General features: G+C 37.1%; 16 protein-coding genes. 10 read left to right on the top strand and 6 right to left on the bottom strand.

Going from position 1 to position 13,547, the window contains the following annotated elements; all coding sequences use genetic code 11:
• Positions 1-207 precede the first annotated feature (207 nt).
• Both PQ459_05245 and PQ459_05240 read left to right on the top strand, forming a co-directional pair.
• Positions 208-960 (top strand): glycosyltransferase family 2 protein, encoded by a 753-nt coding sequence (locus PQ459_05245; GenBank protein ID WDF47886.1) that lies wholly within the window; start codon positions 208-210, stop codon positions 958-960.
• Positions 960-1,586, top strand: coding sequence for a deoxyuridine 5'-triphosphate nucleotidohydrolase (locus tag PQ459_05240; GenBank protein WDF47885.1), 627 nt, complete (start codon positions 960-962; stop codon positions 1,584-1,586). The genes PQ459_05245 and PQ459_05240 overlap by 1 nt, the downstream gene beginning before the upstream one ends.
• Position 1,587: 1 nt before the next feature.
• Here PQ459_05240 and PQ459_05235 read toward each other — a convergent pair whose 3' ends face one another.
• The 3 genes from PQ459_05235 to PQ459_05225 are packed head-to-tail and all read right to left on the bottom strand — an operon-like array spanning position 1,588 to position 3,710.
• Positions 1,588-2,106: a hypothetical protein gene (locus tag PQ459_05235; protein ID WDF47884.1), complete on the bottom strand. Its 519-nt coding sequence runs from the start codon at positions 2,104-2,106 to the stop codon at positions 1,588-1,590.
• On the bottom strand, positions 2,103-3,362 hold the full coding sequence (locus PQ459_05230; protein ID WDF47883.1) for a glycosyltransferase N-terminal domain-containing protein: 1,260 nt from the start codon (positions 3,360-3,362) through the stop codon (positions 2,103-2,105). The genes PQ459_05235 and PQ459_05230 overlap by 4 nt, the downstream gene beginning before the upstream one ends.
• A gap of 3 nt (positions 3,363-3,365) precedes the next feature.
• Entirely contained in the window at positions 3,366-3,710 is a 345-nt protein-coding gene (locus tag PQ459_05225) for a cupin domain-containing protein (protein ID WDF47882.1), read from the bottom strand.
• A gap of 378 nt (positions 3,711-4,088) precedes the next feature.
• On the opposite strand from PQ459_05225, the gene rpmH reads away from it, so the two are divergent.
• On the top strand, positions 4,089-4,247 hold the full coding sequence (gene rpmH / locus PQ459_05220; protein ID WDF47881.1) for a 50S ribosomal protein L34: 159 nt from the start codon (positions 4,089-4,091) through the stop codon (positions 4,245-4,247).
• 137 nt (positions 4,248-4,384) lie between these two features.
• Complete coding sequence (locus PQ459_05215) at positions 4,385-5,095, top strand: ATP-binding cassette domain-containing protein (GenBank protein WDF47880.1); 711 nt, start codon at positions 4,385-4,387, stop codon at positions 5,093-5,095.
• A gap of 101 nt (positions 5,096-5,196) precedes the next feature.
• Here PQ459_05215 and PQ459_05210 read toward each other — a convergent pair whose 3' ends face one another.
• The 3 genes from PQ459_05210 to PQ459_05200 are packed head-to-tail and all read right to left on the bottom strand — an operon-like array spanning position 5,197 to position 7,942.
• Positions 5,197-5,898 carry a methyltransferase gene (locus PQ459_05210; protein WDF47879.1) on the bottom strand — a complete coding sequence of 234 codons (702 nt, stop codon included), beginning with the start codon at positions 5,896-5,898 and terminating at the stop codon, positions 5,197-5,199.
• Between the two features lie 3 nt (positions 5,899-5,901).
• On the bottom strand, positions 5,902-7,356 hold the full coding sequence (locus PQ459_05205; GenBank protein WDF47878.1) for a HAMP domain-containing sensor histidine kinase: 1,455 nt from the start codon (positions 7,354-7,356) through the stop codon (positions 5,902-5,904).
• Complete coding sequence (locus PQ459_05200) at positions 7,346-7,942, bottom strand: riboflavin synthase (GenBank protein ID WDF47877.1); 597 nt, start codon at positions 7,940-7,942, stop codon at positions 7,346-7,348. Before PQ459_05200 ends, PQ459_05205 begins: the two co-directional genes overlap by 11 nt.
• A 257-nt stretch (positions 7,943-8,199) precedes the next feature.
• Between PQ459_05200 and pdxA the strand changes: the two genes are divergently transcribed.
• The 6 genes from pdxA to rocD all read left to right on the top strand — a co-directional run bounded on the left by pdxA (position 8,200) and on the right by rocD (position 13,545).
• Entirely contained in the window at positions 8,200-9,285 is a 1,086-nt protein-coding gene (gene pdxA, locus PQ459_05195; GenBank protein WDF47876.1) for a 4-hydroxythreonine-4-phosphate dehydrogenase PdxA, read from the top strand.
• 122 nt (positions 9,286-9,407) lie between these two features.
• Complete coding sequence (locus tag PQ459_05190) at positions 9,408-9,935, top strand: DUF177 domain-containing protein (GenBank protein WDF47875.1); 528 nt, start codon at positions 9,408-9,410, stop codon at positions 9,933-9,935.
• Positions 9,936-9,983: 48 nt separating this feature from the next.
• A complete protein-coding gene (gene rpmF / locus PQ459_05185) occupies positions 9,984-10,187 on the top strand; it encodes a 50S ribosomal protein L32 (GenBank protein ID WDF47874.1) in 204 nt (67 codons plus the stop codon).
• 103 nt (positions 10,188-10,290) lie between these two features.
• On the top strand, positions 10,291-10,767 hold the full coding sequence (gene accB, locus PQ459_05180; GenBank protein ID WDF47873.1) for an acetyl-CoA carboxylase biotin carboxyl carrier protein: 477 nt from the start codon (positions 10,291-10,293) through the stop codon (positions 10,765-10,767).
• An 81-nt stretch (positions 10,768-10,848) separates the two neighbouring features.
• Positions 10,849-12,207 carry an acetyl-CoA carboxylase biotin carboxylase subunit gene (gene accC, locus PQ459_05175; GenBank protein WDF47872.1) on the top strand — a complete coding sequence of 453 codons (1,359 nt, stop codon included), beginning with the start codon at positions 10,849-10,851 and terminating at the stop codon, positions 12,205-12,207.
• A 93-nt stretch (positions 12,208-12,300) separates the two neighbouring features.
• Positions 12,301-13,545, top strand: a complete 1,245-nt coding sequence (rocD, locus tag PQ459_05170) for an ornithine--oxo-acid transaminase (GenBank protein ID WDF47871.1) — start codon at positions 12,301-12,303, stop codon at positions 13,543-13,545.
• Positions 13,546-13,547 lie beyond the last annotated feature (2 nt).

Here is a 13,547-nt window from a genome sequence, read left to right as displayed (position 1 = left end):
ATAACCACAACGTTTGTTATTTCGTAGGAATCTAAACAAAGCTGTCGAGATTCCTACGGAATGACAAATAGTATGAAATCATTAAATAACAATCAGCATTAGAGACGTCACACTGAGCGGAGTCGAAGCGTTTTCACCATCACAAAGTCTTTCATCTTTCCTCTATTATCTTAAAGTCTATATCTTTATCTTTGCAAAAAATCGCAAGTGCCGGAAATTTCAATCATCACACCGAATTACAATTCTTCAAAATATTTGGATGAAACCATCGCTTCTGTCCTCAATCAAACTTTTCAGGATTGGGAATGGCTGATTACCGATGATTGTTCCACAGATAATTCTGTCGAAATTCTGGAAAAACAAAACGACCCGAGAATCAAAGTTTTCAAAGCTGAGAGAAACGGAGGCGCCGGACACGCAAGGAATATTTCTTTGGAAAATGCAAAAGGAAGATTTATCACATTTCTAGACGCGGATGATTTTTGGGAACCGAATTTCCTCGAAGAAATGGTCAACTTTATGAAATCTGAAAATGCAGAATTGGCATACTCCACTTATTCCCGTTGCGATGAAAATCTGAATCCTGTTTTAGGCGATTTCGAAGCAGATACGATTGTCAATTTCAATAATCTTTTGAAAACCTGCAGATTATCTTTATTAGCTTCGATGTACGATTCCAAACGAGTTGGTAAATTCTACTTTCCTGAAGGCACAAAACGCGAAGACCACGTGATGTGGCTGGAACTTCTGAAGAAAATACCGCAAGGAAAACCATTGAAAAAAACTTTATCAAAATACCGAATGCTCGCCAACAGCGTTTCTAGAAACAAATCAAACATTATGAAGGACCAATATTTGGTTTACAAAGATTATATGAAATTCTCCACTGTGAAATCGTTGTATTACACGGCAAATTGGGCGTTTAACGGTTTTATCAAATATTCAAAAATCTTCAATTAATGGAATATTCAAAAGAATTCAAGCAGGCTTTGAGTGAATTTTCGCCGGCCGAAAAAGACAAATTGATTTTCCGATTGTTGAAGAAAGACAAATTGCTTTCCAAGAAACTCTATTTCGAATTGATTGACCTGGAAACGGTTGATGACAAACGAGATGCGATGGAAGAAAATATCCGTGAGAAAGTTTCGTTAGCTTCAAAGTACATTGCGAATCAAAAATATTTCCTTGTCCTCATCAGAAAAATAAGCGCGGAAATTACAGAGCACGTGAAAATCACGACGGACAAATTCGGTGATGTTTCCTTGAATTTATTTTTAATTAATGAAATCTTAGAATACAACGAAAAACTTGGAACACAAAGATTTGACAACGTTTACAAACTTTACATTTATCTTATCAATAAAATCTTCAAAGCCCTGACTCTGACCAAAAAACTGGACGAAGATTACTGGATGGAAATCGATGAATTCCTTGACAAACTTTACGAGAAAATTGACAACAATCTTTACTTACAGAAATTGTGTATCAACAACGGATTAGATTTCAACTGGCTGAAATGCGAAAATATTCCCGACCATTTTGAACTGATTGTGAAAGGAATTAAGAGTGAAGGTTTTTTGAGGTAGATTAATCTAAATCCATATTCTCTTTGAAGTCTTTGGAAAATTTGAAACCTTTCGTTTTCAAAAATTCTATTAATTCAAAATTTCCTTGGAATCCATATATTATAACAATCTCGCTTTTATTATTAAATACAAAATTCCACATCCTCGGATTGTAATTATACTCGTTTTTTGCAAGATTAAAAACTTCGTAAGGCATCTTTTTAAAAATTCCGTTAAAATTATGAGCAAATTCATTCTCATATATTATTGTCTTGAAATCTTTAACTTTAAAAACACTTTTATAAGGATATCCGCTCAGTAAATCGATAGAAGTAAAATGAATTGATAATAGTTTGCTATTCTTAAATTCTTCAGAATTCAACATTCCAACAGCTAATATGTCTTTTGTTCTTTTAATAAATTTACCATCTTTCATTCTATACTCCACAAAACTTTCTACAAAATTTTTAATAGTTTTCTTGTCTTGAGAAAAACTCAAAACTGAAATTAAAATCATTAAAATAGAAAGTTTCATTTTCATAAACTCAAAATTTTCCTCAAAATAATCTCAGTAGAATTTGGCTGAGAATTCACAAAGTCACCAGCATTTTTTGACATTTCTTTCAGGTAAGAAATTTCGCCTTCTTCGGCTGACAAATCTTTTTTCATCACTTCCTCGATGAATGCGGCCGCAGTCACAAAATCGTCAAAATGCTTCCCGCCTTTTGCTGTAACCAAATCATCTGCCTCTGGATTTTTCTGATATTGATTTCCGAAAATTACGGGAACTGAATAAACCGCCGCTTCCAAAATATTATGCAATCCCGCAGAATGAAATCCGCCGCCAACAACCGCCAAATCTGCATAAGAATACAATTTGGAGAGTTTTCCAATGCTGTCGATAATTAATAATTGATAATTGATAATTGATAATTGATGGTCTTTTAAACTGCTATATAAAATCGCATTTGGAAATAATTTTAACAAATGCGGAACGCGATGCAAATCGTGAGGTGCGATGGCGAACTTGGTTTCGGGCAGTTTTTTCACCAAAAGCTGGGCGATATCTTCCTCAGTTTGCCACGAACTTCCGAAAACAATTAGTTTCTGACTGCCTTTGAAATCTTCTATGAAATCCAGATGATTGTCTCTGTCTAAAAATTGTTTCACGCGGTCAAATCTCGTGTCGCCGGAAACGGAGGAATTGACCAAACCAATATTTTTCGCCAACGCAGAAGATTTGATGGTCTGATGAAAAAACCAATCGATGTTATTTTTTAGTTGTTTTGCAAACCATTTTCCGTAGTTCTCGAAGAAGATTTGGTGCTCGTAAAACAATGCGGAAATGACATAAAGTTTTGTTCCTCGGTTTTTCAGTTCGCTTAGGAGATTGTACCAATAATCGTATTTTACGGTGAAGAAAATCTGACAATCGAAGCTGGAAACAAATTCTTGAACGTCTTTCTTTTTGTCGAATGGCAAATAGCAAATCGCGTCCGCGATATGTTTTTTCTTCTTCACATTTTCGTAACCAGATGGCGAGAAGAACGTGATTAAAACTTTATTATTAGGGAATTGTTCTTTTAATTTTTCGAGAACTGGCAGACCTTGCTCATACTCGCCTAAGCTGGAAGCGTGCATCCACAGTACTTTATCTTGTGGTGAAAAAGCATTTCTTACGATTTCCAAAGACTGTTTTCTGCCTCGGATTCCTTTTTTGGTTTTGGAATTGACGAGTGCAAAGACCTTCATCCCGAAAATCATCAGGCGGACGAAAAGATTGTATAGAGATTTCATCTTTTATTTTTCTACTGCAAATCTATCATTATTTGTGGAAGGATTGGATATGACCAAGAATTCCAAATCATTTTCTGTGTCATTTTCTATCAGATGAATTTGATTTGGCAGAATGTGAAAACCCGAATTTTCCGATACTTCGAAAACATTTTCGTCCTTGTGAAATTTTGCTTTTCCTTTGAGAATAAAGAAAAACTGTTGTGCGTTTCTGTGAAAATGAAGTTGCTCTTTTGTTTTTGGAGGCATCATTTCCTGTTTGATAGAAAGATTTTCTGAGTTTAATAAAACCCAGCTGTCACAATTGTTTCCCCAAATGTAATGCTCGGAATTTTCTTTTGAAACCATCATTTTTGATTTTAGTTAGAGCAAATTTATAAGATTAGAAATTATTAAAACGTAATTTTGCCATTCCGAAAGAATCTCGATAGTCTAGATTCCTACGGAATGACAAAACAGTGTTTTTATGTTGACTGTTGTTTTGTATTGAAACCCGCAGCCCGACTTGAGTGGAAATCCTTTTTTGTTAATACTCACGTTCTATTTAAACTGAAATCGTCTGGCAAAAAAGATTGGGAACGGAAGGCGGATAAAGCTGCCCAAATAAATCAAATTCTAAGTTGTTGAAAATTATTGTAAAAAAGTTTTCAAATACTTGTGGAGCAAAATAAAAGCTGTATATTTGCAATCTGAAAATTTAATAGTAATTACGAACTAAATATATTAGTGATGAGTAAAAGAACATTCCAACCATCTGAGAGAAAAAGAAGAAACAAACACGGTTTCCGTGAAAGAATGTCTACACCAAACGGAAGACGAGTGTTGGCAGCTAGAAGAGCGAAAGGCAGAAAGAGCTTAACTGTTAGTGCATCTCGCGCTAAGAGATAATTTCTTCAAAAATTATCATATACAAAAAGTGTCTGGACATTGTTTCAGACATTTTTTGTTGTTAAAATTTCCCAAAATTGAAAGCAGGAAAATAAGTTTTTGCTATTTTTGATTTTCACAACCTTCAACTTGAAATTATGCCGCATAGAAACGACCCGGGAGTAGATATTATAGATTTGAGCAACGCAAAGATTGTTCAGAAGAATTTCACAGTCCTGAATGATGTTGACCTTCATATCAAGAAAGGGAAATTCTGCTACCTTATCGGAAAAACTGGTTCTGGAAAGAGTTCTCTTTTGAAAGTGCTTTACGGACAATTGCCTCTACAAGGCGGAAGCGGACAGGTTGCGGGATTCGATTTGAAGAAACTAAAGCAATCCGAAGTTCCAAACCTGAGAAGAAAATTAGGAATCGTTTTCCAGGATTTTCAGCTTTTGCCGGACAGAAATATTGAGAAAAACCTTCTATTTGTTTTGCAAGCAACTGGCTGGAAAGACAAATTGAAAATGGAAGCGAGAATTGATGAAGTTCTATCCAGCGTTGGGATGAAAACCAAAAAGCACAAAATGCCTCATCAGCTTTCTGGTGGTGAGCAACAGCGTGCAGCGATTGCGAGAGCTTTGTTAAACCATCCGGAATTAATCCTTGCGGACGAGCCGACTGGGAATCTTGACCCGGAGACCTCGAACGACATAATGACGCTTCTAAAGAATCTTGCGGAGGAAAACCATTGCGCTGTTGTGATGGCGACGCACGATTATCATATGATTCAGAATTATCCTGGTGAAGCAATCCGTTGTGAAAATGGACAGGTTTCTGTTTTGGATACGGCGGAACTTTTCGAGTAGAAATAAAATTCGTTTTACCCCAACCAACCCTAAAGGGAGCCGAATTTAATTCATAAAACATAACCCTTTCAGAGTTTCAAATTCTGAAAGGGTTTTTTTTATTACAGTTTTTTGTTGAATTGATGGAAGTCTTTTGTCAGCTCGAGATATTCATCCGAATAAACTCTTGGGGATTTTTCTATGACGAAGTTTTCCACTTGAGTTTCTGATTCTATGGATGAATATTCTAAAACTAAACGTTTCGGTTCTGAGGTTATAATGCCTTTGATAATGACTTTTCTTTGTAAGAACAAATTATAATTAGAACAAATACTAGAGAATTCCTTTTCAGAATCAATGGGAATGACGACTGTGAAAAGTCCATTTTCAGAAAGTAGTTGACTTGATTTTTTTATTAAATCAGAAAAATTCAATTCTAATCTTTGTCTTGCGAGAATATCTTTTTCGGAAGAATTGATTTCAAAATAAGGTGGATTTGAAATGATTAAGTCAAACTTTTCCTCGGTATCAAAGTTTTTCAAATCTTGAAGTTGACTTTTGAGTCGTTCAGAAAAAGGAGAATTGGAGAAATTGGTTTGAGAAATATTGACCGCTTCAGGATTAATATCGATTGCTAAAATCTGTGCTTCCAAATTTCTTTGAGCTATCATCAATGAAATAATTCCGGTTCCAGTTCCAACTTCCAAAACAGTCTTTGCTTCAGAAACATTTGCTAAAGCACCAAGCAAAACCGCATCTGTCCCAACTCGGAAAACGTCAACGTTTTGTTGAATGTCAAATTGTTGAAATCGAAAAGGTTTCATTCATTACATATTTGAAGGCATAGAAATAGTGAAGGTTGCGCCTTTGTCAACTTCGGAAACCACGGTGATTGTGCCGTTGTAATCTTCCACCATTCGTTTTACCATTGTGAGTCCGATTCCCATTCCGCTGTTTTTGGAAGTGAAATTTGGGTCAAAAATCCTATCGAGCTTATCGGTCGGAATTCCTACGCCATTATCCTGAACAGTGATTTTGATTCGCTTTTCGATTTTCTCGAGGTCAACATTGATGACGGATTTTCTATCATCGGATTTTGCCTGACTGGCGTTGGTCACAAGATTGGTGATGATTCTGGTGAGGTAATCTTTGTCGATTTTCATCCGGATATCATCGTGATTAGCGTGGACAAAAATATTTTCATCACTGAAAATGGTGAGTGAATTCCTAACTTCCTTATTCAAAGAAATCTCCTCATCCGTTTTCTCCGGCAACTGCGCAAATTGTGAAAACGCACTCGCTACTCTACTGATGACATCGATTTGACCAATGACGATTTCGCTCAAGTTTTTAACTTTATTCGTAATATTTGGGTCGTTCGGGTCAAATTTCCTTTCGAAGTTCTGCATCATCAACTTCATTGGTGTCAAAGGATTTTTGACTTCGTGCGCCACTTGCTTCGCCATTTCCTGCCAGGCGGATTGTTTCTCGATGTAACTTAGTCGCTCGCGTTGGTCGGCAATCTCGGCAATCATTTTATTGTAAGCTTTGACCAAGGCATTCAGCTCATCGTTTTTATAATATTTGATGGGTTGCAGATTTCTATCAAACAAATTAATCTTACTAATCATCGATGTAAACCTGATAATCGCTTCCGTCAAATTATTGGAAATAATCCAGCTGAGCCAGATACTGAAGATGATAATCAAAATATTAACACCAATAATATAAGCGAAGTAATGTTTGAAAACCTCCATATAAGCGCTCTCATTATGATAATACGGGAAATAGATATAGGCAATATCTTCCAGCATATTATTTTTCAGAACCATATAAGAAGAGACAATACTCGCACCTAATTTCTCATCATAAGACTTGTCATCGTACTGTTTTCCGTTTTTGCGTATTTCTCTTAGAACATCCGCAGGCATTTTCTTTTGCTCAACAAGATTTGGGTCTTTGTTGGAGAGAAGATAATTTCCTTTGAGGTCATAGATGATGATGTCGTGTTTGTTGATATCCGCAATCTCGTAGATTTCGTTCTCCAAAACTTTCGGGATATCGTAGGTTTGAACCTGAGAATGACTGAGCGCGTAATCCAAAGAAGCCAAAAGTGCCTGAGATTTGTTCTGCATATCGGTCTTGCTCACCTTCTTCGCATTGTCCCGAAGAATCACGAAAGACAAAGCCGCCGAAGTGACAACACTCAAGATACAAATAGTAAGAAACCCGATGAAAACCCTATTCCTTAACCGATAACCTTTATAATCACTAAATGACATTCTGTTTTTTAAGTAGTTTGGCAACGTATTTTCCGATAATATCGAATTCCAGATTTACCACATCGCCTTTCTGCAGGTTTTTCATATTCGTGAACTCCCAGGTGTACGGGATTATCGCCACAGAAAACTTTCCATCTCCGCTCTCAGCAACCGTCAGGCTGATTCCATTCACCGTGATTGAGCCTTGCGGAACAGTCGTATATTCCGTAGTTTCGTCGTAATTGATGGTGATGAAATAACTTCCGTCCTGATTTTCGATGCTTTCTACCGTTCCCGTTTTGTCCACGTGACCTTGCACGATGTGTCCATCCAGTCTTCCTTCGAAGCGCAAACAACGTTCCAAATTGACTTCCGTGCCCACATTCCAAAAATTAAGATTCGTTTTCTCCAGCGTTTCGTTGATGGCCGTCACTTTATAAGTATTCTCGGTAATCTCAACCACTGTCAAACAACAGCCGTTATGCGCCAGACTCTGGTCGATTTTCAGTTCCTGAGTAAAAGGTCCGCTCAGCGTAAAATCTATATTACTTTCGTTTCTGTCAATTTTCTCTACTTTTCCCGTAGCTTCTATGATTCCTGTAAACATTCTTTCTTAATATTTTTAATTTTTTGGAGCTTAATCCTGCTATCCGCTATATCTTTTTTGTGTTTGCGAACAAACCGAGTTCATCAATAGAACCATTCAGCCATCGCAATCACAAAAAAGGATGCCGCTACTATCAGGGCTATGGGCTTTGTCATCCAAAGAAACTTTAACCATTTAAATTAGCATCCGTTTCATAAGAAAAACTACCTAAAAAATTGTAATTTTGTAAATTCTTTATAAATGTCAAAGATAAACAAATGAGCTCCAAACACCATAAAATCAGAGTAGGAATTTCAATCGGCGATTTCAACGGAATCGGCCCGGAAATCATCCTCAAATCTCTGAAAGATAAATCCATCACAGACTTTTTTACGCCCGTCATCTTTGGTTCAGGAAAACTTTTCACTTATCAGAAAAATGTTTTTAAACTTCAGACCAATTTCAATTACATCAACGAAGCGAAAGAAGCTCAGTCTGGCAAAATCAATATGGTGAATCTGACCAAGGAGAACAGCAATATTGAATTTGGTGTCCCAACGGAAGAATCCACAAAAATGGCCATCGACTCTTTGAACTCTGCAACAGAAGCATTATTAAACAAAGACATCGACGTTCTCGTAACGGCACCAATCAACAAAGACGAAATGATGAAATACGGTTTCGCCCACGCTGGCCACACCGGTTATTTCGAGGAAAAAGCAGGAAAAAAAGCCGTGATGTTTATGGTCAGCGAAGGTTTGAAGGTTGCGGTTTCCACGCACCACATTCCGGTTGCCGAGATTGCGAGCAACATCACAAAAGAAAATATCAAGAAACAAATCAAGCAATTGGTTGCGACATTGAAAGAAGATTTCTGCGTAGAAAAACCAAAGATTGCCGTTCTTGGACTCAATCCTCACGCTGGTGACGGTGGCGTAATCGGAAAAGAAGAAATCGAAATCATTCAGCCTGCCATTCAGGATTTATTTAATGAAGGCATTATGGCTTTTGGTCCTTATCCGGCGGATAGTTTTTTTCAACCAGAAAAATATAAAGCATTCGACGCCGTTTTGGCTATGTACCACGACCAAGGTCTGGCACCGTTCAAAACGATTGCTTATGAAGAAGGCGTGAACTACACTGCAGGCTTACCTTTTATCAGAACTTCGCCGGATCACGGTGTTGCCTACGATATTGCGGGGAAAAATATTGCGGACGAGACATCATTTGCCGAAGCTATTTTCACAGCCATCAATATTTTTAAAAGCAGAGACGAATATCAGGAATTGAGAGCACACCGCCTCCGCCCGAAAGCGACACACGCAAACCACGGAGTAGACGAAGATTTACCAAAAGAAAGCTGAAACTTTCTTCAAAATTGAGACATTAAAATAAGTTTTTGGAGGACTAATTTTTTGCAATTCAAGTATTTCCAAAAAATATTTTGTTATTTGAAAAAATTAAATTATTTTTGCAAACCATTTTTATGGACAGATTTAGAAACTACGACATTGCTTTTGTAGGCTTAAAACCAGGAAAGCACGATTTCAATTACGAAATCAATCAGGAGTTCTTTGATTTATTTGAGACTGAACAGGAGTTTTTCAACCCAAATATCAATGTGAATGTTCTTTTGGACAAGCACACGACATTTTTGGAATTCATATTCGAAGTTTCAGGAACGGTTCAATTGATTTGCGACATTAGCAATGATGAATTTTCCGAAAACATAGAAAACGATTTGAAAGTTCTTGTGAAATTTGGAGAAGAATACGATGACAGCAACGAAGATGTTATCACCATCAACAGAAAAGACAGCGATTTCAACATCGCCAATCTTATCTACGAAACGGTGGTCCTATCAATCCCAATGAAGAAAGTAGCACCTTCTGTAAAAGATAATGAGGAATATCAGACTCTTTTAGACAAATACAGTCCAAAAATAATCGAGAAAGAAGAGGAACAAGTGGACCCACGATGGGAAGCTTTGAAGAGATTAAAAGATAACAATTAAGAAATAACAACAATATAATTCGAAAGAATTTTTTAAAAAGTACTAACAATGGCACATCCTAAAAGAAGACAGTCGTCTACAAGAAGAGATAAAAGAAGAACACACTACAAAGCTGTAGTTCCTCAATTGGCTAAAGACGCAACGTCTGGCGAAATGCACTTATACCACAGAGCGCACTGGCACGAAGGAAAACTATACTACAGAGGAAAAGTTGTAGTAGAGAAAACTGTAGAAACTATAGAAGAAAACTAAGAATTATCTTTGATAATCTTATACTTAGCATAAAAAACCACTCGGATTTTATTAATTTGGGTGGTTTTTTATTATATTTGGCGTTCAAAACATTTAAAATTTTATGGATATAAAAGACATTCAGAATCTTGTAAGATTTGTAGCAAAAGCAGGAGTTTCCGAAGTGAAATATAAAAATAAAGACTTCGAAATCTATATCAAAACACCACTAGGAGGCGAGCCTGTAAGCTATGTAACACCACAAGTTTCTTATCAGACTCCTTTTTCTGCACCAGCTGCAAGTCCAGTTTCTGCTTCTAACGATAATTCTGAAGCAACAAACGTTGCCGATGACAGCAAATATATCACGATCAAATCCCCAATGATCGGGACTTTCTACAGAAAACCATCTCCAGACAAAGATGTTTTTGCAAACGTAGGCGATTCTGTAACAGAAGGAAAAGTAGTTTGTGTGATCGAAGCAATGAAGCTTTTCAACCAGATAGAGTCAGAAGTTAGCGGAAAAATCGTGAAGATCTTGGTAGAAGACGCTTCTCCAGTAGAGTACGATCAACCATTATTTTTAGTAGATCCTTCTTAATATAATTGATAGATGATGATTGATAAGTGATCGTTTTCACTTTATCTCAATTTTTAATTCTTAATTTTTAATTATAAAAAGATGTTCAAAAAAATATTGATCGCAAACCGTGGCGAGATCGCAATGCGAATTTTGCGTACGGCCAAGGAAATGGGAATCAAAACAGTAGCGGTCTACTCCACTGCTGACAAAGACAGTCTTCACGTGCGTTTTGCAGACGAGGCGGTTTGTATTGGCCCACCGATGAGTAAAGATTCTTATCTTAAAATTCCAAATATCATTGCGGCTGCAGAAATCACCAATGCAGATGCTATTCATCCAGGTTATGGATTCTTATCTGAGAATGCAAACTTCTCCAGAATTTGTGCTAAAAACGGTATCAAATTCATTGGAGCAACTCCGGAACAGATCGAAAAAATGGGAGACAAAGCTACGGCCAAAGCAACTATGAAAGCGGCCGGAATCCCTTGCGTTCCAGGTTCTGAAGGTTTGATTGATTCTTACGAAGACGCAAAAAAAATCGCTAAAGAAACGGGGTATCCTGTGATGATCAAAGCGACTGCTGGTGGCGGTGGAAAAGGAATGAGAGCCGTTTGGAAAGAAGAAGACCTGAAAGAACATTGGGATTCTGCAATCCAAGAAGCTGTTGCAGCTTTTGGAAACGGCGGAATGTACATGGAAAAACTGATCGAAGAGCCAAGACACATTGAGATTCAGGTTGCTGGAGATCAATTTGGTAAAGCTTGTCACCTTTCAGAAAGAGACTGTTCGATCCAAAGAAGAAATCAGAAGTTGATTGAAGAAACACCTTCTCCTTTTATGACAGATGATCTTCGTGAAAGAATGGGTGAAGCAGCTGTAAAAGCGGCAGAATATATTTCTTACGAAGGTGTTGGAACCATCGAATTTTTAGTGGACAAACACAGGAATTTCTACTTCATGGAAATGAATACGAGAATCCAGGTGGAGCATCCAATTACGGAACAAGTTGTTGATTTTGACTTGATTCGTGAGCAGATTCTTTTGGCGGCTGGAACGCCAATCAGCGGAAAAAATTATTATCCGAAGAGACATTCTATCGAGTGTAGAATCAATGCGGAAGATCCTTATGCTGATTTCCGACCGTCTCCGGGGAAAATCACCGAACTTAATATTCCTGGTGGAAATGGTGTAAGAGTTGACACTCACGTTTATTCTGGATACACAATTCCATCCAATTACGATTCTATGATTGCAAAATTGATCGTGACTGCTCAAACCAGAGAAGAATCGATTGCAAAAATGAAACGTGCTTTGGAAGAGTTCTACATCGAAGGAGTGAAAACTACGATTCCTTTCCACAGACAACTATTGGAAAATGAAGATTTCCTTGCTGGAAACTATACGACCAAGTTTATGGAAGACTTCGTAATGGACAGAAGTTTTGATAATCATATCTAAAACAATCTCTTATTAATAAATATATAATGCCTGACTGTAAGTTGGGCATTTTTTTTATCATTAATTTTATTATTTTTACAAAAAATAAAAGATATGTCAACAGCAGTTCAGGAAAAAAATTCCCAATATTTCATCGACCTCGAAAATCAATATGGCGCGCACAATTATCATCCACTTCCTGTGGTTTTAGAAAAAGGTGAAGGCGTTTTTGTTTGGGATGTGGAAGGCAAGAAATATTATGATTTCCTTTCCGCGTACTCTGCTGTCAATCAAGGACATTCTCATCCAAAAATTGTAGATGCATTGGTCAATCAGGCTAAAAAGTTAGCATTGACTTCGAGAGCTTTTTACAATTCAAATCTTGGAGAATACGAAAAAAAAATCACGACACTTTTCGGTTTTGATAAAGTTCTTCCAATGAATTCTGGTGCTGAGGCTGTGGAAACAGCTGTAAAATTAGCCAGAAAATGGAGCTACGAAGTCAAAGGAATTTCCGAGAACTCGGCAAAAATTGTGGTTTGTGAAAATAATTTCCACGGAAGAACAACAACAATTGTTTCTTTTTCTAATGACCCAGATGCAAACCAGAATTATGGCCCTTTCACGCCAGGATTTGTAAAAATTCCTTACAATGATTTGAATGCGTTGGAAGAAACATTGAAAAATGATTCAGCAAATATTGCGGCATTTTTGGTTGAACCAATCCAAGGTGAAGCTGGTGTTTACGTTCCAGATGAAAATTATTTGAAAAACGCATCTGAGCTTTGTCAGAAATATAATGTTCTTTTCATTGCAGACGAAGTTCAAACGGGAATTGCAAGAACTGGAAAATTGATCGCCTGTCATCACGAAAATGTTCAGCCAGATATTTTAATTTTAGGAAAAGCACTTTCTGGCGGAATGTATCCTGTTTCTGCAGTTTTAGCGAATGACGAAATTATGAATGTCATCAAACCCGGACAACACGGTTCCACTTTCGGTGGAAATCCAATTGCTTGTGCTGTTGCAGTTGCGGCTTTGGATGTTGTCGCAGATGAAAAATTATCCGAAAAATCTGAGGAATTAGGAAAACTCTTCCGTTCTGAAATTGAAAAATTAATTGAAAAAACAGATTTAATAACGAAAGTTCGTGGAAAAGGTTTGCTTAATGCTATTTTAATCAATGACACGCCAGACAGCAAAACAGCTTGGAACCTTTGTGTAAAACTGAAAGAAAACGGATTGCTGGCAAAACCAACGCACGGAAACATCATCAGACTTGCGCCACCTTTGGTGATCACAGAAGAGCAATTGTTGGATTGCGTGAAAATCATCGAGAAAACGGTTTTGGAGTTTTAAGA

The sequence above is a fragment of the Chryseobacterium sp. KACC 21268 genome, assembly GCA_028736075.1.
Classification (GTDB): domain Bacteria; phylum Bacteroidota; class Bacteroidia; order Flavobacteriales; family Weeksellaceae; genus Epilithonimonas.
Note: the sequence above shows the minus strand (reverse complement) of the source record. Positions and strands in the feature narration are given on the sequence as shown.